Origin of the sequence: Mycobacterium sp. 23 (genome assembly GCF_048287075.1) — a bacterium.
Lineage (GTDB): Bacteria > Actinomycetota > Actinomycetes > Mycobacteriales > Mycobacteriaceae > Mycobacterium > Mycobacterium gordonae_B.
On sequence record NZ_JBLVUX010000005.1, the window covers coordinates 28,726 to 52,234 of the forward strand.

Consider the following 23,509-nt stretch of genomic DNA (forward strand, 5'->3'; position numbering starts at 1 on the left):
TCACCTTAAGACCTCAGCAGCCGGTACCCCGTGCCGGTGGCAACCAGCACCTCGCCGTCCAGCGGGCTGCCGCACGCCCGTTCGCATCCGACGAAGTGCCGGTGCCCGGGGTAACCGGCGTCCAGTGCTCGCGCGGCGTCTGCCCGCACGTCGGCGGCGGAGTGGGCGCACCCGGGGCTGCCGGTGCACGCGCTGATGGCCAGCCAGGGGGAGTTCTCGTCGAATATCAGACCCAGCGGCGCCAGCACGCGGAGTGCTACGTCCGCGCGTTCTTCGGGGAGGTCGCACACCAGCACCGACCGCCACGGGGTGAGCAGGATCGGTGCCTCGATGGCGGCCAGGAATTCGGCGACGCGGGCGGCCAGCACTCCGAGAGGCACGGCGGCTCCCAGCGCGACCCGGCCGTCGTCCTGCGGGATCCATCCCACCGGCGCCTTGCCGAGTGAGGGAAAGGCGGGACCCAGGTCCGCGCCCGGCAACAGATCGCCGAGATTATCGAGTTCGGTTACCCGCCAGGCCTTTCCACGGATCTTGAGGAACTTCAGCGCCACGTCGATCAAGTTCTGGCAGACATCGGTGACGGGGATGCCGGTGTCGCGACCGGCCAGCACCAGCCTGGGGCCGTCGGGAAACACGTGCACGCCGACATCGGCGTGCAGACCCGACACGTCACCGCGGCCGTCGTCGAGGCTGAACCAGAACCGGCCACCCAGCCCGGCCAGGCCGGGTTCCGCGCAGATCGCCGCGTCCAGGTCGGCAACCCAACCCCGCACATCGGCGTTTCCGCCGAGCCGGCCGGACAGCGGGGACGCCACAATGTTGCGGACGCGCTCGTGGGTGGGTGAGGGCAGCAGCCCGGATTCGGCGATGCCTCCGGCGACCTTGACGACGTCGGTGACCGCGCGTAGCTGGACGTTGCCCCGTCCGGTGAGCTCCAAGGTCGACGACCCGAAATCGGCAGACAGGCGAGCCAGCGTCGCCAATTGCGCGGCGGTGAGCGTGCCTCCCGGCAACCGAACCCTTATCAGCGGGCCATCTGCGGCCTGGTGCACCTGCAGCGCGCCCGGGCAGGCGTCGGAGTCGCGGAGGCGGGCCATCTGCCCAGATTACTGACAAGCCAGTGCCGGTCCCGAAGTCCGAGCAGACGTCGCCCGGACTTCGGGATCAACACTCAGTGGATGTGGCCCTCGTGGTCGTGCGGGACGGTCTGGTGCAGCTGCGAATACAACGCATCGCAACCGGACAGGGTCGAAGCGGCGAAAACCGCGGCCGCCGCGACGACCACCACCCTCGCCGTCAGCCTGAATTTCCTGGACGCCGTGCGCATCTGGTTTGCTCCTCTCGTTTCAGTGACGGCCAATAGTTATTGAAAATGATTGTCATTAACAAGTGGGTGGCGCTGACTCAAAGAATGTGCACATGTTTCGCACGGCCCCGCCGGGCATGGTTTGTCGACACGATCCGCGGGCAACCGGTGTCTGTGCAGACGCTCGAATACGCCCCGGGACGGTCGGTCGATGTCTTCGGCGACCAGGCGCGGCCAACCATCCTGCTGTGGCACGGCATGCAGAGTGACGCGCGCGCTGCGGTCCGGCCCCTTGCGCGGCGGCTGGCCGAACACGGTGCCACTGTCATCGCGCCGGACTGGAATTCTCACGCCGACGATGGCGGGCGCGCAGACCTGCTGCGCTCGGTCGACTTCGCCCGTGAGCGGGCAACCGGCAGCATCGTGCTGGTGGGATGGTCCATGGGTGGTGCCGCCGCGGCGGGCCTGACGCTGGATGCGCAGCGCCACAACGTGGCGATCGCGCACACCGTCTGCCTGGCCGGCGCCTTCATGGCCAACGACCCGATCTCGGGACGTGCCGTCACCCAACTCCTGTCTGGAGCCCAGGCGCATTCTGCCTTCACCCTGCTGCACGGTCTGGCCGATGACGTCGTACCGCCCACTGCGAGTGAAGAATTCGCGTCGGCGCTGCAGCATGCCGGTTGGCCGGTGCAGGTGGTGACACTGGCGGCCGATCACGGTTCGATCGCCGGCGCCGACTACGACGCGGCCGCCGATCGTTACGTGCCGGGCGAAAGCGACGGCGCGCAGCAGGTGGCCCGGGACGTCGCGGAGCGGATTGCAGTGCTCGCCCGCGCCGAATTTAAGTAGTCAACTACTCTAAGCGCCCGCGCGGCGCCGCAGCACACTTCGTGGCAGTCCATGGACAAAGGAGTGTGCAATGGTGCGACACGGTGGTCATGCGGTGGTGCTGGGTGCCAGCATGGGCGGCCTGCTGGCGGCCCGGGTGTTGTCCGACTACTACGACCGGGTGACGGTCGTCGAACGTGACGTCCTGCCCGACGAGCCGGTCAACCGCCGTGGGGTTCCGCAGGGGCGGTTGATCCACGCCTGCCTGGCGAGGCTGACCCGGGTGCTCGAAGAGCTCTTCCCCGGCATCCGGGACGATCTGATCGCTCAGGGGGCCACCACCTGGGACGACGGGGATTTCGCCAAGCTGGACTGGTCGTTCAACGGGCATGCGCTGGTGCGCTCGGGCCGGTCTGCGGCCGCGCCCCAGATCGTGTCACCAAGTCGTCCGATGCTGGAATGGAATGTGCGACAACGAGTTCGGATGATTCCGAAGGTGACCTTCTGTGAGCAACACGATGTCGTCGGTCTGACCGCGACACCAGATCGCCGGCGTGTCAACGGGGTGCGGGTGATCGACCGCCCGGCCGACCATGAGAAGACCCTCGCAGCTGACCTCGTCATCGACGCCACCGGACGTGGGTCCCGCACGCCGGTCTTCCTCGAGCAACTCGGCTACGGACGCCCACCGGAGGACGAGGTCAAGGTACAACTCGCCTACGCCAGTCAAGTCGTTCACATACCGCCCGGCATCATCAAAGAACACATGATCGCCCACTTCCCGCGACCGGGCCGGCCGCGGATGTTCGCAATGATCGGATACGAGAACAACTCCTGGATGATCGCTGCCGGCACCATGGCCGGGCTTGAACCGCCGCGTGATTACGCCGAAATACTTTCTTACGCAGCAGAGTTCGCGCCCGAAGTCGCGGCGGCGATGCGCCACGCTGAGCCGGTCGGCGACATCGTGCACCATCGAGTGCCCTCCAACCGGTGGCGGCGCTACGACAAGATGCGGCGGATCCCCGATGGTCTGCTGGTCCTGGGGGACGCCGTGTGCAGCTTCAACCCGATCTACGGGCAGGGCATGACGGTTGCCGCCGTCGAAGCGACGGTGTTGCGGGACTGTCTGCGACGCGGCGGTCATCACCTGGTCCGCCGCTTCACTCACACTGCCGCGAAAAAGGTGCGGGTCGCTTGGCAGACCGCCGTGGCGTCTGATCTCGCGCTGCCAGAGGTGCCGGGTCCGCGACCGCTGTGGATTCGCTTCAACAATTCCTGCCTCGAGCCGGTGATGACTGCGGCGGAGTCCGACCCCGTCGTCGCCGCGCAGTTCATGCGGGTCACCGCGATGATCGACCCGCCGGCTCAATTGCTGCGGCCCGCCATGATGCTGCGGGTCGCGCGGGCACAACACCGCCGGACGGACGTGCGGTCCGTCCACGAGGGGTCCGGCGGAGTTGTGGGCACCCGCGAATCTCTGGGGGACGCCGGCCCGATCGGCGTAACGTGCACGTCATCGCCAACACCGGGAGGCTGTCATGCAGCAACGTGCACTGAAGGTCGCGATCATCGGCGCCGGCATGTCCGGCATCTGCATGGCGGCCAAACTGCAGGATGCCGACATCGAATCGTTCACCATCTTCGAGAAGGCGGACGACGTCGGAGGCACCTGGCGCGACAACACCTATCCCGGACTCACCTGTGATGTGCCGTCGCGTTACTACTCGTACTCCTTCCGGCCCAACCCGAACTGGTCCCACTGGTTGCCGCCGGGAGGGGAGATCCAGCGCTACTTCCAGCAGGTGGCCGACGAACGCGGTATTCGTCCGCATATCCGGTTCGGCACCACCGTCACCCGGGCCGAGTATGACGACGGAAAGTGGAGACTCACCACCGAGGCAGGGCAGGAGACGTTCGACGTCCTGGTCACTGCGACCGGGGTGCTGCGGGTGCCGCGCTACCCGGACATCCCCGGTCGCGACTCATTCGCCGGGCCCGCGTTCCACTCGTCGCGCTGGGACCACTCGGTGTCGTTGCCCGACAAGCGGATCGGCCTGATCGGTACCGGGTCCACCGGAGTGCAGATCACCGCGGAGCTGGGCGGCACGGTGCGGCAGCTCAAGGTCTTCCAGCGCACTGCCCAGTGGGTCTACCCGCTGCCCAATCCCCGTTACTCGAAGCTGACGCAGGCGCTGCTGTCGCGCTTCGCGGGGCTGAATCGGTTGCCCTACTTGTTCTGGGGTTGGTTCTTCCGGTTGATTTTCGGCCGCGCCCCGATCCAGCCGGGTTGGCAACGGCGCCTGGCCACCGCCGAATGTCGTTGGAACCTAAGGCTTTCGGTGCGCGACCCGCAATTGCGCGCCAAACTTACCCCGAACTACCAGCCGATGTGCAAACGGCAAGTGATGGCTGGGCGCTTCTACAAATCCGTGCAGAAGCCTGGCGTGGAAATCATCACCGACCCGATCGATCACATCGAGGCGCGCGGCATCGTCACCGCGGACGGCGTCCTGCACGAACTTGATCTGCTGGTGTTCGCCACCGGGTTCGACGCCCGGGCCTATGTGCGGCCGATGGAGATCATCGGGGAAGGCGGGTTGACCCTGGACGAAGCCTGGGCCGACGGCCCGATGGCGTACCGGTCCATCGCTGTACCGGGCTTCCCTAATTTGTTCATGATGATGGGACCGCACTCGCCGATCGGCAACCAATCCCTGATTCCCATCGCCGAGGACCAGGCGAACTACGTGATGTGGTGGATCGAGCAGTTGCGTGCCGGGCGGGTGGTCGCGGCCGCGCCCACGGAGGCCGCTACCAAGCAATACAACGAAGACATGAAAGCCGCGATGCCGCAGACCATTTGGGTGAGCGGCTGCAACAGCTGGTATCTCGGCAAAGACGGCTTGCCGGAACTGTTCCCGTGGACGCCCGAAACCCACCATGAGCTGCTGCGGCAGCCCGAGCTCGCCGACTTCGACGTGCGAAGGGCCTGAACCCGGCTACACGCGACGGGGAACGCTGCCCAGTTCGCGCAGCCAGCCCTTGCGGGCGGCATCGTGCCATTTCAATGCCGCGGGTACGGCGCGCCATCCCTGTCTGATGGTCGCGCGCACTGCGCGGTAACTGGTCTCGTCGACGCCGGACCAGCCAATCCCGAAGCGCTCGCGCACAATTGGGGGCAGACCGCCGAAAATCACCAGGCGCATCGGCGGTGCCAGGGCGGTGCGGACGGGCATGGTGGGCAGCAGAACGTCCATGATGGGTTTGAGCAGGGGAGTGCTCGGATAATCCGGTGACGCGCTCATGTCGGGGATCGCGGTGCGATGGATGAACTCGATCAGAAAGTCCGAAGCGGCGTTGGGCTGCAGCACTTCTGCGCAGTAGCGCTCATATTCGCGGTTGAACTCGCTCAACGTCGGTGGCAGTACCGATTCCGACATGCCGTAACGCCGGTACCACTCGCAGCCCTCCTGGTAGAGCTGTTCACGCTCGCGGTCGGTGAGGCGGTGCACATCCCAGTACTCGGCGAGGCGGTGCACCATCACCTGGAAAGTGGCGTGCGCCCACCAGTACGTCTCCGGCTTGAGGGCGTGATAACGCTGTCCGCCGGGCATCTCTCCCTTGATGTCGCGGTGGAAATCCCGCACCTTGAGCCCGGTCTCGTCCGCCTCGGGTCCGTCGTAGATGGTACCGAGAATGCCTGGCAGGGAACGGAATACCCGGTCCACGGGGTCGTCGAAGAAGTTCGAATGGTCAATGAGCCCCTGGCCGATGGCGGGATGCATCGTCTGCATCAGGCCGGCCGTGCCCCCTTCGAACGCGATCCGCATGTCGCCCGCCCAGCGCCACAGCAATGACCGCGGGCCCAGGTCGATGCGTGTGCTCACAGCGGTAACTTTCCCACGTCGTGGGCCTGGTCGCCGAAGTATTGGCGCAGCACTCTTTGTCGAGACCTGTCGCCCCACCGCTGGACGTAGGCGGTACCCCACCGCGTGCGGGTAAGTAATTGATAACGAACGACCTTGGCAGCCAATACCGGCAGTACCGCCACCGGTAGTGCCGAGGGCAGCTCTACATCGCGCATTGCTTCGGCGCGCAGAAAGTAGCGCAGCATGCTGAGCAGACGACTTTGGCCCTCAACTATCTCCGGATTCAGGAGAGGCCGGTCCGCCGGGTGTAAACGTCGTGCTGCTCGCGTTGCAGGTCGCTGGTGAAGACGCGCCCGGTGCCCAGGGCACGGCCGAGGGCCTCGGCGACACCCAACGGCATCAGACGCTGAGCCCACACCGTGAGCCCCAGCGAACGAGGGATGGCCACCCGTGGTTCCGGCTTTCCAATTACGCCGACGACGGCCCGTGCGACGTCTTCCGGCTCGGCGTTCTTGAAGCCCTTCGCATGCCCGACGCCGGCGACCATGTCTGTGTTGGTGAGCGTCGGCATGATCACGGTGAAGTGGACACCCCTGCCGCGGGTCTCCATGCGGACCGCGTCGGTGTAGCCGAGCACGGCGTGCTTTGTCGCGCAATAGGTTGCGATGCCCTCGGTGGGCAACACGCTGCCCAGCGACCCGATGTTGATGACGTGGCCGCGGCGGCGGGGCAGCATCCGCTGCGCGGCCAGTTTGGTGCCCAGGATGACCCCGTGGACGTTGACGTCGAACAGGCGTTGAGTGGCCTCATCGGTTTCCTCGACCGCGCTGCCCACCGTGATCAGGCCGGCGTTGTTCACCACCACGTCGAGCGGACCGAGCTGATTCTCCGCGGCGTCCAGGAACTCGGTGAACGACGAGCGATCGGTGACGTCCAATCGCGTAGCGAGCGGCAACCCGAGGCGCTCGCCCGCTGCCTTCGCGCCGGCTTCATCGATGTCCCCGATGGCGACTTTAGCGCCCGAACTATGCAGCGCGCTGGCAATGGCCAGGCCGATTCCGCGAGCGCCTCCGGTGATGGCGACGACTTTTCCGGCAACCGAAGATGTCATCGCTACACGGTACGACGTCGCGACCCTCGCCGTCCCGCCAATCCCTTGCTGATTTGCGGTGGGCAGCGCATCCTCGCGCCGATGACCGGCGGTGACGCAAGATTTCTTGAATTCAACTGTGCTGCAGTCTTTTACATCGCAGTCACCGCAAAGCGGTAGAGTAGCGCCGGTGGTCGCCGCCTCATCGAACGAACGGATGCTTGCCGGGGTCGCGGCGGTATCCGTCGCCCTCGGGGTCGCCCAGCTGGTCAGCATCCCGTTCGGTGGACGGGCCGATGCCCGGACTGCCGTCGGCACTGCAGTCGTCGACCTGACACCCGGACCGGTCAAAGAATGGGCGATTCAGACCCTCGGAACACTGGACAAGCCGTTCCTGGCCGTCGTGGTGCTCATCGTGATCGCGACGCTGGCGGCGATCGCCGGGACCGTCGAGACCGGGCGCCGTCCGGTCGGCAGCGCTGTCATCGTCGCGGGTGGTGTGCTGGGATGCGTCGCCGTGCTGTCGCGGCCGGGTGCGACAGCACTCGACACGATCCCCACCATTGTCGGCACCGCCTGCGGTGTGGCGGCCCTGCGCCTGCTCACTCGTCGAATCACGCCTGATCCCGAGCGCCCCGACGAGAGCAGCGACCAGACGGATGTGGGCAGGCGGCGGTTGCTCGTCCTGGGCGTGCTCGGACTCGGAGTCGTCAGCGGTGTCGCGGGTGCCGTCATCGCCCGGTTGGTGCAGTCGGTGGCGGCCGACCGCAGAACCTTCGTCCTCCCGCCACCTCGGTCGTCGGCACCGCCGATACCGGCGGAGGTGCAACCGAAAGGCGTTGCGCTCCCGAGCTTCATCACACCAAGCACCGATTTCTACCGGATCGACACCGCGCTCAGTGTTCCCCAGATCAGTCACCGCGACTGGCGCCTGCGCATCCATGGCATGGTCGACCGCGAAACCACATACAGCTTCGACGACCTCGCCCGTTTCAACATCGTCGAAACGGTGGCGACGCTGACCTGTGTGTCGAATCCAGTCGGTGGAAAACTGATTTCGACGGGCATCTGGACGGGTTACCGGGTGGCGGACCTGCTGGCGGCGGCCGGTGTGCACAAGGACGCCGATATGGTGCTCTCGACCTCGATCGACGGTTTCACCGCCGGTACGCCGGTACAGGCCCTCACCGATGGTCGCGAAGCGTTGCTGGCCGTCAGCCTCAACGGTCAGCCGCTGCCGGTCGAGCATGGCTACCCGGCCCGTCTGGTGGTGCCTGGACTCTACGGCTACGTGTCGGCCACCAAGTGGGTCGTCGAGCTCGAGCTGACCCGCTTCGACAAGGCAGAGGCCTATTGGACGCGGCAGGGGTGGGCCGCGCAGGCGCCGGTCAAGACCGAGTCCCGAATCGACGTGCCGAGGAGAGGTCAGCAGGTGCCTCTGGGGCCGGTGGTGTTCGGCGGGGTCGCCTGGGCGCAGAACCGTGGCGTGCGAGCCGTGGAGGTCCGAATCGGCGACGGGGCGTGGCAGCCCGCCGAACTCGGCGCCGCCTACTCGAACGAGACGTGGCGGCTGTGGAGCTTTCCGTGGCAGGCGAAAAGCCCTGGCAAGCAGACCATTACCGTGCGCGCCATCGACAACACGGGCGCCGTCCAGACCGAGCAGCGGGCCGACCCGGTCCCCGACGGCGCTACCGGCTGGCACAGCGTGAGTTTCTCCGTGACGGAAAAGTAGGGCTACTTCGAAGACAGCTTCCGCCAACTGAATACCGCGATCGCCACGCCGACCAGCGCCGTGATCGGACCGATGACGGACCACGTGGTGGTGTTGCTCATCGGGCTACCGCCGAGCACTCCGAATCCCTGCAGCGCCCAGATCAGACCGAACAGCGCGATGATCAACCCGACCGCGAAGGTGACGACGAAACCCCTGCTCATACTCCGAACCCTACGTGCCGATTCGGTAGCGCGACCGCGCTGCGGTACGAATGAGGGGTGGCTGAGCCGACCGTTCTGTTGCTGTCGACGTCCGACACTGACCTGATCAGTGCCCGCTCCAGCGGAAAGAACTACCGGTGGGCGAACCCGGCACGGCTGTCTGAGGTCGAGTTGCCGGACCTGCTGGCCGACGCGTCGATCGTGGTGGTGCGGATCCTCGGCGGGTACCGCGCCTGGGAAGACGGCATCGAGACGGTGCTGGCCAGCGGGGTGCCGACCGTGCTCGTCAGCGGCGAGCAAGCCCCTGACGCGGACCTGACCGGTCGCTCCACTGTCGCGGCGGGCATCGCGGTGCAGACGCACATCTATCTGGCACACGGCGGCGTGGACAACATCCGCCAATTGCACGCGTTCCTGTCCGACACGGTGCTGATGACCGGGTTCGGTTTCTCGCCACCGGAGGCGACCCCGACCTGGGGTGTGCTGGAGCGGACAGCGGCGCCGGCGCCGGGTCCGACCATCGCGGTGCTGTACTACCGCGCCCAGCAGCTGGCCGGCAACACCGCGTACGTCGAGGCACTATGCCAGGCGATCGAACGCGCGGGCGGTGAAGCGTTGCCCGTCTACTGTGCGTCGCTGCGCACCGCCGAACCCGAATTGCTGGCAACCCTCGGTGCGGCCGACGCGATGGTGGTCACCGTGCTGGCTGCGGGCGGGGTCAAGCCCGCCGCGGCGTCGGCCGGTGGGGACGACGACAGCTGGAACGTTGAACACCTTGCAGCGCTTGATATTCCGATTCTACAGGGGCTATGCCTGACCAGTTCCCGGGCGCAGTGGAGCGACAACGACGACGGCCTGAGCCCACTCGACGTCGCCACTCAGGTCGCGGTGCCCGAGTTCGACGGCCGCATCATCACCGTCCCGTTCTCGTTCAAGGAGATCGACGACGACGGGTTGATCTCCTACGTTGCCGACCCGGAGCGCTGCGACCGGGTGGCGGGTCTGGCGGTCCGGCACGCGATGTTGCGCCGCATCGCCCCCGCCGACAAGCGCGTCGCGCTGGTGTTCTCGGCCTATCCCACCAAACACGCGCGCATCGGCAACGCCGTCGGCCTCGATACCCCGGCCAGTGCCGTCGCACTGCTGCGGGCCATGGGTGACGCCGGCTACAAGGTGGGAAATCTGCCCGGCGTTGAAGCCGGCGACGGCGACGCGTTGGTCCACGCCCTGATCGAACGCGGGGGACAGGACCCCGACTGGCTTACCTCGGAGCAGTTGGCCGGCAACCCGATTCGGGTGTCGGCCGCCGACTACCGCGACTGGTTCGCCACCCTGCCCGCCGAGCTGACCGATGTGGTGACCCGGCACTGGGGCCCGCCGCCCGGGGACCTGTTCGTCGACCGCAGCAACGACCCCGACGGTGAAATCGTCATCGCCGCAATCCAATCCGACAACCTGGTGCTGATGGTCCAGCCGCCGCGCGGCTTCGGCGAAAACCCCGTCGCCATCTACCACGATCCCGACCTCCCGCCCAGCCACCACTATCTGGCCGCCTACCACTGGTTGGATGCCGGGTTCGGATCGCACGCGATCGTGCACCTGGGCAAGCACGGAAACCTGGAATGGCTGCCCGGCAAGACGCTCGGCATGTCGGCGGCCTGCGGATCCGACGCCGCACTGGGCAATCTGCCGCTGATCTACCCGTTCCTGGTCAACGACCCCGGCGAGGGCACCCAGGCCAAGCGCCGCGCACACGCGGTGCTCGTCGACCACCTCATCCCACCGATGGCCCGCGCCGAAACCTACGGGGACATCGCGCGTCTGGAACAGCTGCTCGACGAGCACGCCAACGTCGCCGCACTCGATCCCGCCAAGTTGCCCGCCATCCGCCAGCAGATCTGGACCCTGATCCGGGCGGCCAAGATGGACCACGATCTCGGGCTCACCGAACGTCCCGAAGAAGACACCTTCGACGACATGCTGCTCCATGTCGACGGCTGGCTGTGCGAGATCAAAGACGTCCAGATCCGCGACGGCCTCCACATCCTGGGCCAAAAGCCTACAGGGGACGGTGAACTCGATCTGGTGCTGGCCATCCTGCGGGCCCGTCAGCTGTTCGGCGGCACGCACGCGTTGCCGGGCCTGCGCCAGGCGCTGGGCCTGGCAGAGGACGGCACCGACGAACGCACCTCCGTTGACCAGACCGAGGCCGCCGCGCGCGGATTGATAGCGGCGATGCAGGAATCCGGCTGGGACCCGGAAGCGGCGGATCGACTCACCGACAATGCCGACGTCGCGGCCGTGCTGCGCTTCGCCGCCACCGAGGTGGTGCCGCGGCTGGCCGGCACCGCATCAGAGATCGAGCAGGTGCTGCGGGCGCTGGACGGCCGGTTCATCCCCTCCGGCCCCTCAGGGTCACCGTTGCGCGGCCTGGTCAATGTGCTGCCGACCGGGCGCAACTTCTACTCGGTCGATCCCAAGGCGGTGCCATCCCGGCTGGCCTGGGAAGCCGGTGTGGCGCTGGCGGATTCGCTGCTACAGCGCTATCGCGCCGACCACGGACAGTGGCCGCAATCGGTCGGTCTGTCGGTATGGGGCACCTCGGCGATGCGCACCGCGGGCGACGACATCGCCGAAGTGCTGGCGCTGCTGGGTGTCCGGCCGGTCTGGGACGACGCGTCGCGCCGTGTCGTCGACCTCGCCGCGATCCCGCTGGCCGAGCTGGACCGTCCCCGCATCGACGTCACCGTCCGAATCTCCGGCTTCTTCCGGGACGCGTTCCCGCATGTCGTCACCATGCTGGATGACGCCGTCCAACTGGTCGCGACTCTCGACGAGCCGGCCGAGGACAATTACGTCCGCGCCCACGCGCAGGCCGACCTGGCTCAGCACGGTGACCAACGACGTTCCACCACAAGGATTTTCGGATCGAAGCCGGGCACGTACGGCGCCGGGCTGCTGCAGTTGATCGACAGCCGCAACTGGCGCGACGACGCCGATCTGGCGCAGGTGTACACGGCCTGGGGCGGATTCGCTTACGGCCGCAACCTGGACGGCCGCGAAGCCGTCGACGACATGAACCGGCAATACCGCCGAATTGCGGTGGCCGCCAAGAACACCGACACACGCGAACACGACATCGCCGACTCCGACGATTACTTCCAGTACCACGGCGGCATGGTGGCCACCGTGCGCGCGCTCACCGGCCAGGCGCCGGCCGCCTACATCGGCGACAACACGCGGCCCGACGCCATCCGCACCCGCACCCTGTCGGAGGAGACAACTCGGGTATTCCGGGCCCGAGTGGTGAACCCCCGGTGGATGTCGGCGATGCGCCGGCACGGCTACAAGGGCGCGTTCGAAATGGCCGCGACGGTGGACTATCTGTTCGGCTACGACGCCACTGCGGGGGTGATGGCCGACTGGATGTACGAGCAACTCAGCGAGCGCTACGTGTTGGATGCGGAGAACCGCAAATTCATGAACGAGTCCAATCCCTGGGCGCTGCACGGCATGGCCGAGCGACTGCTGGAGGCCGCCGGGCGGGGCATGTGGGCCGAACCCCAGGCAGACACGCTCGACGGGTTGCGCCAGGTGCTGCTGGAAACCGAAGGCGACCTCGAGGGCTGATTTCGCCTGGCGAGCAGACGCAAAAGCCCGCAAAAACCAACGGTTTTGGGGGCTTTTGCGTCTGCTCGCGCAAGGGCGGCTACCGGAAGAAGCCCGAGGTGTTGTCGCCGTCGTTGTAGCCGCCCGAGTTGTAATTGCCCGAGTTGCGGTAGCCCGAGTTCCAGGTGCCGGAGTTGGCGTAGCCGATGTTGTAGCTGCCGGTGTTCTGGAACCCCGTGTTGACCATTCCCGAGTTGCCGTATCCGACGTCGTTGAAGCCTGAGTTGGAGATGCCCACGTTGTACTGGCCGGTGTTGAAGAAGCCCACCCCGTTGGTGCCGGTGTTGAAAAATCCCACATTCGGGGACAGGTCCGGGGTCAGCATCATCGAACCGCCCTGCCCGTTCCCTCTGTTCTCGAACCCGTAGTTGTACTGGCCCGCATTGCCGTAGCCGGCGTTGTAATTGCCGATGTTGTAGAAGCCGGACAGGTGGTCGCCCGAATTGCCGAAGCCCGAGACGGTGCCGGCCTGCGTGAGCGCGCTGCCGAAGCCGGTGTTGACGCTGCCGCCGTTCCAGAACCCGGTGTTGAGGTTCCCCGAGTTCGAGAATCCGGTGTTGAGGGCGCCCGAGTTGAAGAAACCGACATTGCCGCCGCCGACCGTGAGTGTGTTCAAGTCGACACCGCCGGAGTTGAAGGCGCCGGCGTTGCCGAAGCCCGAATCGAAGATCCCCATGTTCGAGTAGCCGGCGTTGTAGAGGCCGAAGTTCGTGTAGCCCGCGTTGGCGAAGCCGGAGTTGAATGTGCCGGAGTTCTCGATGCCGACGTTGCCGGTGCCCGGGTTGAGCAGGCCCATATTGCCCTGGCCCGCGTTCAGACCACCGAAGCTGAACGAGCCGGTGTTGAGAACTCCCGTGTTGTAGCTGCCCGCGTTGAACAGGCCGGTGTTGTGGTCGCCGCCGTTGAACAGGCCTGTATCGAAGCTGCCCCCGTTGAACGCACCGGAATTGGCGGTGCCCGAGTTGAAGAGACCCCAGTTCTGACCGCCGCCAAAGTTACCGCCGCCGGAGTTGAAGAACCCGGTGTTGTTGGTTCCGGAGTTGAACAGGCCGGAAGTGCCCGTCCCGGAATTGAATCCGCCGAAGCCGACCTGATTGTCACCGGTCAGACCGATACCGATGTTGTGGCTTCCGGTATTGGCCAGACCCCAGTTGCTGTCTCCGGTATTGGCGAAACCGAAATTGAAGCTACCGCTGTTGGCCAGCCCGATGTTCCACCCACCGCTGCCACTCCAGTTCAGCCCACCGATGCCGATCTGGTTGTTGCCGGACAAACCGATGCCGATGTTCCCTGTCCCGATGTTGCCGAAGCCGACATTGTTGAGGCCGTTGTTGCCGATGCCGAAGTTGCCGTTGCCGAGGTTGCCGACACCGAGGTTGTTGTTGCCGACGTTCGCGTCACCGAAGTTGTAGGTGCCGAGGTTTGCGCTGCCGAAATTGATCGATGAGACCTTGTTTTCCAGCGCTGCCTGAGCCAGGCTTCCGTTGCCGAAGCCCACGTTAAGGTAGCCGGCATTGCCCAGGCCGAAGTTGAACAGACCGAGGTTGCCCAAGCCCAGGTTGTTGCTGCCCAGGTTGCCGCTGCCGAAGTTTCCGCTGCCCAGGTTGCCGTCGCCGAAGTTGTAACTGCCGGTGTTGCCGCTACCGAGGTTGAGGTCACCGACATTGCCCAGACCCAGCAGGCCGAGGTTGGGGGACAACCCCAGAAGCGAAGCGCCGGCCGCCTCGGCGGAGGCATAGTTCGCGCCGGCGCTGTTCAACAGCTGAACGAATCGGTCCCGGAACGTGGCGGCTTGGATGCTGGCCGATTGGAACTCGAGGCCGTGCCCGGAGAACAGCGCCGCCACCGCCGACGACACCTCATCGGCCGCCGCCGCCAGCACACCGGTCGTGGCCTGGTGTGCCGCTGCGCCGGCTGCGCTGACCTTCGAACCCAACTGGGTGAGATCTGCTGCTGCCAGAGACATCAACTCGGGCGCTGCAAGCACATAGGACACGTGATCTCCTCCAGGAATCAGTAGTGCATAGCTCGTTCGTGCCGGAACGGGGAAGTTTGCGGCGGAGGCAGATCGCGCGCACAGATGACCGCGGGCAATCCCTCACACGGAAGAAGTCGGCTCGAACCACACAAAAGTTCCGGGGAATGTGACCCCGGTTCACTGGCCGGGCGGTCTCCTAGATGAAATCCGACCCGCCGTCCACGTTCACGGTCGCCCCGGTGACATACCCGTTGCGGCGAGATGCCAGATACGCGGTGATGGAGGCGATCTCCTCGGGGAGCCCGGCGCGTCCGAGGTCACAGGGGTGGTGGAAGTTCGTGTCGATCCAGCTCATCACGTCCCACGGGTTGGTGGCATCGAGCCCGTCGGCGGCGAGGATGTCCTTGAGGTTCTCGGTGAAGCTGGCCGTCACAATGGTCCCCGGGCACACGCAGTTGACCAGAATACCGTCCGCGGCAAGGCTTTTGGACAAGTTCTTGGTGATGCTGGCCAGCGCCGCCTTGGACGCGGTGTAGGCGACCAGACGTGGGCTCTGCCGTTGGATCGAGTGCGCCGCCAGGGTGACGATCCGTGCCCAGTCGGCGGACCGCAGCAGCGGCAGCGCGGCGCGGATCGATCGCACCGCCGACATGGTGCCCAAGGCAAACGCCGCGTCCCAGTCGGCATCGTCCATCTGCTCGAAATAACCGTCAGCGGGTCCGATGGTGTGCACCACGCAGTTCAGTCGGCCCCACCGTTCCCCCACGGCGGCGAAGCCCGCAGCGATCGAGTCGGCGTCGGCCATGTCCACGCTGATCGCCACCGCGTCCGGAGCCCCCGCCGAGCGCAGCGATGCCACCGCCGCATCGAGCGCCTGTTGACCCCGCGCCATCACGGCAACGCTGGCTCCTTCGGCCGCCAGTGTCTCGGCGATGGCCAGGCCCATCCCTTTACTGCCGCCCGTGACGACCGCGGTCGATCCCGCAAAGCCCAGATCCATGCCACGTCTCCTTTGCTCAGTGTGCGATTGTGCCTTGGCCCACCACCTAGCCCCGCGAGCAGACGCGAACTCGCACGCGGAAGCCCTTCCGGGTGCGAGTTCGCGTCTGCTCGGCAGGCCACGGCCAGGTAAATTGACACCGTGACACCCACCTTCGCCGACCTGGCCAAAGCGCAATACATCCTGCTCACCACCTTCACCAAGGACGGCCGGCCCAAGCCTGTCCCCGTCTGGGCCGCATTGGACAAGGAGAGCGGCGACCGACTCCTCGTCATCACCGAGGGAAAGTCGTGGAAGGTCAAGCGAATTCGCAACACGCCGCACGTTCAACTGGCGATCTGCGACATGCGCGGTCGCCCCAAAAGCGAACCCGTCGACGGCACCGCGGCCATTCTCGACAAATCGCAGACGAAGCTCGTCTATGACGCGATCGGAAAGCGCTACGGCATCATCGGCAAGGTCTTCAATCTTTTCAGCAAGCTGCGCGGCGGCATGGACAACAACGTGGGCCTCGAGCTGCGGGTGGCATAGCGACAAGCGCCGGCGACTCAACCCGTTGCGGCGCCGTAGCGCTGCCACCACTGGTACAGCTCGTCGAGGTCCGGCCCGCCGTTGACCGTCGCCAGCAGCAGCTGGGAGTCGCGGGTCCAGGCGACAACCGGCTGATCCTCGACGATTCCGCATACGACCTTGCCGCCGGGACTGCTCAGGTGCGGTCCGTAATTCCAGGTGCCCGGCGAGGCGTTCGCACCCGGGCAGGACGACACCGACATGCTCCCCACGCTGGCGTAAAAGTCGGCCGTCAGCGCATCCAAGGAGTCATACAGCGTGAAGCGCGCATAGTCCGGCGTATCGGTGTGCAGGTCATCGGTGCAGTCCAGGCTCGCGATCCCCGCCGCAAAGGCATTGTCGGCCCGGCTGCACGAGGCGGCGCTGTACCCGGGCGGTAGCAATGCGATGACCTGCTGCTCAGCGGCGGTGAACTGCTCGGCGTCGGACCGGCCGGGTGTGACTGCGAGCGCGACCAGGACAGCCGAGCAGGCACCGGCCCAGCGCATCCGGGTCATCCCAGATGCTCGCCGAAGAATTCGAACACCCGGCGCCAGGCGTCTTCAGTGGCGGCGTCGTCGTAGCCGAAGCCGGTGACACGCAGTAGCGGCTGGGCGGGCAGCTGGTTGGCGAAGCTGTGCCCGGCGCCGCGATAGGACTTGATGTCGGCGGTGATGTTCTTGGCCGTGGTCACTTTTCGCAGCCGCTCGGCCGCGCCGACTCCCAGCGGGTCGCGGCTGCCGAAGCTGGCCACTATCGGGCAGGCACCGTCCAATGTCTCACTGAGCTTGCGCGGCAGCGGCGTCCCGTAGAACGGCGCAGAAGCACCAAAACCTCTGGGCGACAGTACAAGAGCAAATTGGCCACCCATGCAGAAGCCGGCGATGCCGACCCGGCCGGAACATTCGGGCATGCCCAGCAGATGCTCGCGCGCCGCCATCACGTCGTCGATGGCCGGGCCGTGTTTGGTGAGCACGTCCCGCATCACCCGGGTGATGCACCGCGCCCGGCCGCCCCGCGCATACAGGTTCGGCGTGAGCGCCACGTAGCCCGCGCGAGCCACCCGCTGCGACACCGCCTCGTTATCCGGTGCGTAGCCGATCGCGTCGTGAACTATCACCACTCCCGGCCACGGCCCCTGACCGGAGGGAACATTCAACAGCGCATCGATCGGTCCGGCCGGCGTGTTGAGCTCAATCGTCGTCATAGCGTCATCTAACTGCAGCCGGGGCGCGACCGTTCGAGGAACTCCGGCGTGCGCCGCAGACGTTGGCGTCACATGGTTGGACGGCTGTTTCTCATCTACGCCGTCGTCGAGCTCATGGTGACTGTCGGGCTGGCGGCGGCGATCGGCGTCGGCTGGACCGTTGTGGTGCTGCTGGGCACCCTGGTCCTGGGACTGGGCCTGGGGGCTCCGATGGGCGGGCTGCAGCTCACCCGACAGTTCATGCAGCTGCGGTCCGGTGTGCAGGAACCGCGTACCGCGCTCAGCGACGGCGCGCTGACCGCGCTGGCGACCGGGCTGGTCGTCGTCCCCGGATTGGCCACCACGCTGCTGGGGCTGTTGCTGCTGGTGCCGCCGATCCGGGCAGCCGCACGTCCGGCCCTCACCGCGGTCGCCCTGCGCGGATTCCTCCGGCGCGTCCCGCTGGCCGGCGCCACCCCGGCCGACGTGCCGCGTCGGGACTACATCGACGGTGAGGTGATCGACGTCATCGACGGCGAGCCGCCGACCCTGACCCGCGCTCCGCGCGCCGACCAGCCGCCCTGGTAGCTATTCGGGCTTTCCGCCCGCCATCTAGGGTTTTGCCGTGACGTCTACCACGCTGCTCGTGAACGGCCGGGTGCACAGCCCGAGTCATCCCGACGCCACCGCGATGGCCGTGCGGGGTGATGTCATCGCGTGGCTGGGCAGCGATGAGGTGGGTCGTCGACAATTCCCCGACGCCGACGTTCAGGACCTCGCCGGAGCGTTCGTGGCCCCAGGCTTCGTGGACAGCCACATCCATGTGAGCGCAACAGGTTTGGCCATCAGCGGGCTGGACTTGCGGGCGGCCGGTTCCCGGGCGCAATTTCTGCAGATGGTCGCCGACCATGCGGCGGCTCACCCGGGTCGGCCGGTGTGGGGTCATGGCTGGGACGAGTCGGCGTGGCCGGAGAACACCGCGCCCAGCACCGAGGACCTCGACCGGGTGCTCGGCGACCGTCCCGCCTACCTGACCCGCGTCGACGTGCACTCCGCGCTGGCCTCTACCGCCCTGAGGCGGCTCGTCCCCGACCTGACCGCAGCGGCCGGTTTCGCCGCTGAGCAGCCACTGACCGGCGATGCGCATCACCAGGTGCGGGCCGTCGCCCGCGGCCTGCTGACCGACGATCAACTCGCCGAGGCCCGCGTGGCCGCACTGAAAGCGCTGGCCGCGTCGGGCGTCGTCGCAGTCCACGAATGCGCCGGGCCGCAGATCGGCGGGCTCGACGACTGGCACGCCCTGCGTCGACTCAGCGAGGGCGTCGAGGTCATCGGGTACTGGGGGGAGACCGTGACCACCGCCGCCGAGGCCCGCGCCCTGATCGCCGAGACCGGCGCGCGGGGGTTGGCGGGCGATCTGTTCATCGACGGTGCGCTTGGGTCGCGCACCGCGTGGCTGCACGAACCCTATGCCGACTCGCCCGGCTGCACCGGCACCCGTCATCTCGACCCGCAGGCGATCGAGGCTCACGTCCGCGCGTGCACCGAGGCGGGTGTGACTGCCGGATTCCACGTCATCGGCGATGCGGCGGTCACCGCGGTGGTCGACGCATTCACGCGGGTCGTGGACGACCTCGGGGTGGCTGCCGTCGCTCGGTGCGGACACCGATTGGAGCACCTGGAAATGGTCACCGCCGAACAGGCCGCCAAGTTGGGAGCCTGGGGCGTCATCGCCAGTGTCCAGCCCAATTTCGACGCACTGTGGGGCGGCCGGGAAGGCATGTATGCGCAGCGACTCGGCCCCGAGCGAGGTTGCCGGCTCAACCCGCTGGCGCTGTTAGCATCGCAAGGCGTGCCCCTCGCCTTCGGCTCTGACGCGCCCGTCACCGGTTTTGAGCCGTGGGGCGGCGTGCGCGCCGCGATTCACCACCGCACTCCCGGCAGCGCGGTGTCGGCACGGGCGGCTTTCGCCGCGGCAACCCGCGGCGGCTGGCGGGCCGGTGGCGTCCGCGACGGGGTGTCCGGCACCCTGGTCCCCGGCGCGCCCGCCTCCTACGCGGTGTGGGACGCCGGCGTCCTCGACGTCAGCGCACCGCGCGACGCCGTCCAACGCTGGTCCACCGACCCGCGTTCCCGGGTCCCCGCACTGCCCCGGCTGGACGACAACGACACCCTGCCGCGGTGCCGTCAAACCGTGCACCGGGGTTCGGTCATCTATGGCTGACGGCACACCGGACCCGGAGCAAACAACGAGTGATTCGCTGGGTACCGAACCGGAGCAGTTGCCGGCGGCTCGGCCCAGCGTCCCGGCCCGGCTCGGCGGGCTGGCCCGCCGCGGGATGGCGCGGACCCCGGCCGTCTGGGACCGGCTGCGCCCGAGGCTGACAAGACTGACCGCCACGCTCTTCGGCGGGCTGCTCATGTATGCGAGTTTCCCGCCGCTGAGTTGGTGGTGGGCCGCCGTGGTCGCCATCGCCCTGCTGAGCTGGGTGCTCAAGCATCCCGCCACCACCCCGGTGGGTGGGCTGGGCTACGGCTTCCTGTTCGGTGTCGCGTTCTACCTGGCGCTGTTGCCGTGGATCAGCACGCTGGTCGGTGACATGCCGTGGCTGGTACTGGCGGCGGTGTGCGCAACCTACCCAGCTCTATTCGGCTTGTGTGCCGTGGTGGTGCGCCGACTGCCCGGATGGCCAATCTGGTTCGCGGTGCTCTGGGGCGCCCAGGAGTGGCTCAAATGCACGGTTCCGTTCGGCGGGTTCCCGTGGGGAGCGGTTGCCTTCAGTCAGGCCGAGGGCCCGCTACTGCCACTGGCTCAGCTCGGCGGTGTCCCGCTGTTGTCGGTTGCGGTGGTTCTGGTCGGTGCGAGCCTCACGGCGATCGCAATCGAGATCGGGAAGTGGTTTCGAGCCGGCCGCGGCACCGGGACGACCCGAGACCGATCCGAACCGCCGGCCGTCGTGCTGCCCGGCGTCACGATCTGCCTGGTGTTATTGGGCGCCATCCTGGTCTGGCCGCAGGTACGGCACGCGGGCGTCGGGTCCGGCGGTGAACCGACGGTCACCGTCGCGGTCGTGCAGGGCAACGTGCCCCGGCTCGGCCTCGAATTCAACGCGCAGCGCCGCGCGGTGCTGGACAACCACGTCAGCGAAACACTGCGGCTGGCCGAAGACGTGCGGGCCGGCCTGGCGCCACAACCCCGTTTCGTCATCTGGCCGGAGAACTCCTCGGACATCGATCCGTTCGTCAACCCCGACGCCGGCCAGGAGATCTCCAAGGCCGCCGACGCCATCGGGGCGCCGATCCTGATCGGCACGCTGCTCGCGAAGCCGGGCAGCACGAACGACAACCCCGAGTACACCAACACGATGATCGTCTGGAACCCCGGCACCGGGCCCGCTGACCGGCACGACAAGGCGATCGTGCAGCCGTTTGGCGAGTACCTGCCGATGCGGTGGCTGTTCCGGCATCTCTCCGGTTACGCCGACCGCGCCGGCTACTTCGTCCCCGTGCCCGGCACCGGGACCGTGCACATCTCCGGCATCCCCGTCGGCGTCGCCACCTGCTGGGAAGTGGTCTTCGACCGCGCGGCGCGCAACTCCGTCCTCAACGGCGCGCAGTTGCTGACCGTGCCCAGCAACAACGCCACCTTCACCAAGGCGATGAGTGAGCAACAGCTGGCGTTCGCCAAGGTCCGCGCCGTCGAGCATGACCGGTACGTCCTGGTGGCGGGCACCACCGGGATCAGCGCCGTGATCGCCCCGGACGGCGCCGAACTCAAGCGCACCGACTTCTTCACTCCTGACTACATCGATATCCAGGTGCGCCTCAAGACCAAGCTCACACCCGCCACCCGGTGGGCTCCGATACTGCAATGGGTGCTGGTCGGGGCAGCTGGCGCGGTGATCGTCTTCGCGATACGGCACAATAGTTCTTCCTCCGGCTGGTTCCCACGTCCGAGGCGCCCTCGGTTGCGAAGGCGGTCGGGGCCGGCGGGCGAACCTGACAATTCCGATACGCCGTCAGCTGAAACGGACAACGAGGAAGTTGCGAACGAATCAGCGACGGCACACGTTGAGACTGCGAACGAAGGCCAGTCCGACGAGGGCGACCGAACGTCTATCGGGCGAAATGAAGGAGCTACATGACCACCGGCCAGTCTGGGCCCGAGGTTGCGGGCAACAGTCCCAGCCAGCGCGTCCTGGTGATCATCCCCACCTATAACGAGTGCGAGAACCTGCCGCTGATCCATCGGCGGGTCACCGACGCCTGCCCCGACGTGCACGTCCTCATCGTCGATGACAACAGTCCCGACGGCACCGGCCGGCTCGCGGACGAGCTGGCCGCGGCCGATCCTAATCGCATCCATGTGCTGCACCGCACCGTGAAGAACGGTCTGGGCGCGGCATATCTGGAAGGTTTTGCGTGGGGTCTGAGCCGCGGTTACCAGGTCCTGGTCGAGATGGACGCCGACGGCAGCCACGCGCCCGAGCAGCTCTACCGGCTGCTGGAGGCGGTCGAGGCCGGCGCCGATCTGGCAATCGGCTCACGCTATGTGCACGGTGGCACGGTGCGGAACTGGCCGTGGCGCCGTTGGGCCCTGTCCTGGACCGCCAACACCTATTCGCGGCTGGCCCTGGGCGTCGGGGTCCACGACATCACCGCCGGCTACCGGGCCTACCGTCGCGAAGTGCTCGAGACGATCGACCTGGCCAGCGTCGACTCCAAGGGCTATTGCTTCCAGATCGAGATGACCTGGCGAACCGTGAACACCGGCTTCGTCGTCGTCGAGGTTCCGATCACCTTCACCGAGCGTGAGATCGGTGTGTCGAAGATGAGCGGCTCGAACATCCGCGAGGCGCTGGTCAAGGTTGCCCAGTGGGGCATTGAGGGCCGGCGCAACCGCACCCGGTCCAGCCGCGCCCACACGTGATTTGACGGCGGCGACCCGCTACGCGCCCGGCTCGCTAACCGCGGCGCTTGGACCGGATCAGCTCCAGGCGCTCCTTGAGCAGCTCTTCGAGCTCCTCCACCGAACGCCGCTCCAGCAGCATGTCCCAGTGCGTCCGAGGCGGCTTGACCTTCTTCGGCTCGGGAATGTCACCTTCGATCAGGGTGCCTTCCATGCCGTTGCGGCACAGCCAGGCGCCGGGGATCTCGGCGTCGTCGGCGAACGGGACCTCGAACTCCTCGCCGTTCTCGGTGCGGTACCGAGCGATCTGGCGCGGTGCGAGGTCATGATTGCGGTCGGTCTCATAGCTCACGGCTCCGAGGCGACTACCTCGTAGGACACGATCAGCCATTGGTGCTGCTCCTTTGGGTCCGGCGAGCTGCTGGTGCTCCCGTAATTCTGGATCTGTCTAAGCAAACGTTAAGACCGTCTGCACAAGTTCCCGGTTTTCCACGTTGCTGCGCGGTGCGCGACGCGACTGTCCATGATACCGGGATCACGGCCGGTATCGGACTAAAGTCGTCAGGCGTGAGTCGTCGCCTTCGGCCCCAGCCCTGTCGCTGGTGTGGTCGTGATGTGACCGACGTCGGAATGGGTCGCCGCCGCCAGTACTGCCGGCAGTCGTGCCGGCAGCGGGCCTATGAGCAGCGGGCGATGATTTCCCGCGGTGAAACCGCTGCCTTGCCCGTCGACGCCGTGGTGTTGTCGGCCGACGAGGCCGCCGACCTCTCGGATCGGGTCTATCAGGTCAGATGTGCCGCGGAGGACGTCGCCACCGCCCTGGATGAAGGCGCGGCGGCCGCCGAACTCCGCGAATTGTGCGACGAGTTGTTGCGCGCGGCCAGGGCCGCGGACGGCTGGCGTCGCGTGGGAGTCTGACGCGCTCGCGGAACGCGGGTACCGCGCGGACCGGTACAGTCGCGCCATGAACGGCGGGCCGCGTGTACAAGGGAGTGCAGGAGGCTCACGGTACGCGGGGTGCCCGGCCGGCCTTCGGCTAGCTGCTGGGAGTATCTGACGTTTTTGAAATCCTGCCGGAGTTGGCGATACTCACGAGCGAGATTCTTGGGTCGGAATGCTGCACCAAGGCATCGCTTCGCGCAGCAGTTTCTATGACTCGGCGAGAGCCGCATCCGGCGGGTCAG

20 protein-coding genes and 2 pseudogenes are annotated in these 23,509 nt (G+C 66.9%); 11 read left to right on the forward strand and 11 right to left on the reverse strand.

Annotation, left to right across the window (positions count from 1 at the left end; genetic code table 11):
* Positions 1-5: 5 nt before the first annotated feature.
* A complete protein-coding gene (gene cobG, locus ACNQS7_RS01520) occupies positions 6-1,097 on the reverse strand; it encodes a precorrin-3B synthase (protein WP_418011137.1) in 1,092 nt (363 codons plus the stop codon).
* Between the two features lie 74 nt (positions 1,098-1,171).
* Entirely contained in the window at positions 1,172-1,327 is a 156-nt protein-coding gene (locus ACNQS7_RS01525; RefSeq protein ID WP_418011138.1) for a hypothetical protein, read from the reverse strand.
* 153 nt (positions 1,328-1,480) lie between these two features.
* Between ACNQS7_RS01525 and ACNQS7_RS01530 the strand changes: the two genes are divergently transcribed.
* From ACNQS7_RS01530 to ACNQS7_RS01540, 3 genes are all read left to right on the forward strand, one after another.
* Positions 1,481-2,158, forward strand: a complete 678-nt coding sequence (locus ACNQS7_RS01530) for an alpha/beta hydrolase (RefSeq protein WP_418015843.1) — start codon at positions 1,481-1,483, stop codon at positions 2,156-2,158.
* A 70-nt stretch (positions 2,159-2,228) separates the two neighbouring features.
* Entirely contained in the window at positions 2,229-3,845 is a 1,617-nt protein-coding gene (locus ACNQS7_RS01535) for an FAD-dependent oxidoreductase (RefSeq protein WP_418011139.1), read from the forward strand.
* Positions 3,736-5,133 carry a flavin-containing monooxygenase gene (locus tag ACNQS7_RS01540; RefSeq protein WP_418015844.1) on the forward strand — a complete coding sequence of 466 codons (1,398 nt, stop codon included), beginning with the start codon at positions 3,736-3,738 and terminating at the stop codon, positions 5,131-5,133. The genes ACNQS7_RS01535 and ACNQS7_RS01540 overlap by 110 nt, the downstream gene beginning before the upstream one ends.
* Positions 5,134-5,139: 6 nt before the next feature.
* Here ACNQS7_RS01540 and ACNQS7_RS01545 read toward each other — a convergent pair whose 3' ends face one another.
* The 3 genes from ACNQS7_RS01545 to ACNQS7_RS01555 are packed head-to-tail and all read right to left on the reverse strand — an operon-like array spanning position 5,140 to position 7,120.
* Positions 5,140-6,027 carry an oxygenase MpaB family protein gene (locus ACNQS7_RS01545; protein ID WP_418011140.1) on the reverse strand — a complete coding sequence of 296 codons (888 nt, stop codon included), beginning with the start codon at positions 6,025-6,027 and terminating at the stop codon, positions 5,140-5,142.
* Positions 6,024-6,254, reverse strand: a complete 231-nt coding sequence (locus tag ACNQS7_RS01550) for a hypothetical protein (RefSeq protein ID WP_418011141.1) — start codon at positions 6,252-6,254, stop codon at positions 6,024-6,026. The genes ACNQS7_RS01545 and ACNQS7_RS01550 overlap by 4 nt, the downstream gene beginning before the upstream one ends.
* A gap of 38 nt (positions 6,255-6,292) precedes the next feature.
* On the reverse strand, positions 6,293-7,120 hold the full coding sequence (locus ACNQS7_RS01555; protein WP_418011142.1) for an SDR family oxidoreductase: 828 nt from the start codon (positions 7,118-7,120) through the stop codon (positions 6,293-6,295).
* Positions 7,121-7,316: 196 nt separating this feature from the next.
* Between ACNQS7_RS01555 and ACNQS7_RS01560 the strand changes: the two genes are divergently transcribed.
* The gene (locus tag ACNQS7_RS01560; RefSeq protein ID WP_418015845.1) at positions 7,317-8,831 is read left to right on the forward strand and encodes a molybdopterin-dependent oxidoreductase; all 1,515 of its coding nucleotides are present in this window, start codon (positions 7,317-7,319) and stop codon (positions 8,829-8,831) included.
* A gap of 2 nt (positions 8,832-8,833) precedes the next feature.
* On the opposite strand, the gene ACNQS7_RS01565 is transcribed toward ACNQS7_RS01560, so the two are convergent.
* Positions 8,834-9,034 carry a hypothetical protein gene (locus ACNQS7_RS01565; protein WP_055579700.1) on the reverse strand — a complete coding sequence of 67 codons (201 nt, stop codon included), beginning with the start codon at positions 9,032-9,034 and terminating at the stop codon, positions 8,834-8,836.
* A 57-nt stretch (positions 9,035-9,091) separates the two neighbouring features.
* On the opposite strand from ACNQS7_RS01565, the gene cobN reads away from it, so the two are divergent.
* Entirely contained in the window at positions 9,092-12,664 is a 3,573-nt protein-coding gene (gene cobN, locus ACNQS7_RS01570) for a cobaltochelatase subunit CobN (RefSeq protein ID WP_418011143.1), read from the forward strand.
* 79 nt (positions 12,665-12,743) lie between these two features.
* On the opposite strand, the gene ACNQS7_RS01575 is transcribed toward cobN, so the two are convergent.
* Together ACNQS7_RS01575 and ACNQS7_RS01580 are read right to left on the reverse strand one after the other, a co-directional pair.
* Entirely contained in the window at positions 12,744-14,699 is a 1,956-nt protein-coding gene (locus ACNQS7_RS01575) for a PE domain-containing protein (RefSeq protein WP_418011144.1), read from the reverse strand.
* A 178-nt stretch (positions 14,700-14,877) separates the two neighbouring features.
* Positions 14,878-15,681, reverse strand: a complete 804-nt coding sequence (locus tag ACNQS7_RS01580; protein ID WP_418011145.1) for an SDR family NAD(P)-dependent oxidoreductase — start codon at positions 15,679-15,681, stop codon at positions 14,878-14,880.
* A 141-nt stretch (positions 15,682-15,822) separates the two neighbouring features.
* Between ACNQS7_RS01580 and ACNQS7_RS01585 the strand changes: the two genes are divergently transcribed.
* Positions 15,823-16,212: a PPOX class F420-dependent oxidoreductase gene (locus tag ACNQS7_RS01585; protein ID WP_055579704.1), complete on the forward strand. Its 390-nt coding sequence runs from the start codon at positions 15,823-15,825 to the stop codon at positions 16,210-16,212.
* Positions 16,213-16,229: 17 nt separating this feature from the next.
* Here ACNQS7_RS01585 and ACNQS7_RS01590 read toward each other — a convergent pair whose 3' ends face one another.
* Positions 16,230-16,748 carry a hypothetical protein gene (locus ACNQS7_RS01590; protein ID WP_418011146.1) on the reverse strand — a complete coding sequence of 173 codons (519 nt, stop codon included), beginning with the start codon at positions 16,746-16,748 and terminating at the stop codon, positions 16,230-16,232.
* Positions 16,745-17,437, reverse strand: coding sequence for a dienelactone hydrolase family protein (locus ACNQS7_RS01595; RefSeq protein WP_418011147.1), 693 nt, complete (start codon positions 17,435-17,437; stop codon positions 16,745-16,747). The genes ACNQS7_RS01590 and ACNQS7_RS01595 overlap by 4 nt, the downstream gene beginning before the upstream one ends.
* A 72-nt stretch (positions 17,438-17,509) precedes the next feature.
* On the opposite strand from ACNQS7_RS01595, the gene ACNQS7_RS01600 reads away from it, so the two are divergent.
* From ACNQS7_RS01600 to ACNQS7_RS01615, 4 genes and pseudogenes are all read left to right on the forward strand, one after another.
* Positions 17,510-18,004, forward strand: a complete 495-nt coding sequence (locus ACNQS7_RS01600) for an FxsA family protein (RefSeq protein WP_418011148.1) — start codon at positions 17,510-17,512, stop codon at positions 18,002-18,004.
* Between the two features lie 103 nt (positions 18,005-18,107).
* On the forward strand, positions 18,108-19,640 hold the full coding sequence (locus ACNQS7_RS01605) for an amidohydrolase (protein ID WP_418015846.1): 1,533 nt from the start codon (positions 18,108-18,110) through the stop codon (positions 19,638-19,640).
* Between the two features lie 115 nt (positions 19,641-19,755).
* Positions 19,756-21,435, forward strand: a pseudogene (gene lnt, locus ACNQS7_RS01610) (apolipoprotein N-acyltransferase); the annotation flags it as partial.
* A 113-nt stretch (positions 21,436-21,548) separates the two neighbouring features.
* Positions 21,549-22,346, forward strand: a pseudogene (locus tag ACNQS7_RS01615) (polyprenol monophosphomannose synthase); the annotation flags it as partial.
* A 34-nt stretch (positions 22,347-22,380) separates the two neighbouring features.
* Here the strand turns inward: ACNQS7_RS01615 and rbpA are convergent.
* Entirely contained in the window at positions 22,381-22,716 is a 336-nt protein-coding gene (rbpA, locus tag ACNQS7_RS01620; RefSeq protein WP_418011149.1) for an RNA polymerase-binding protein RbpA, read from the reverse strand.
* Positions 22,717-22,892: 176 nt separating this feature from the next.
* Here rbpA and ACNQS7_RS01625 point away from each other — a divergent pair, with 176 nt between their 5' ends.
* Positions 22,893-23,243 carry a hypothetical protein gene (locus ACNQS7_RS01625; protein WP_418011150.1) on the forward strand — a complete coding sequence of 117 codons (351 nt, stop codon included), beginning with the start codon at positions 22,893-22,895 and terminating at the stop codon, positions 23,241-23,243.
* Positions 23,244-23,509: the final 266 nt, after the last annotated feature.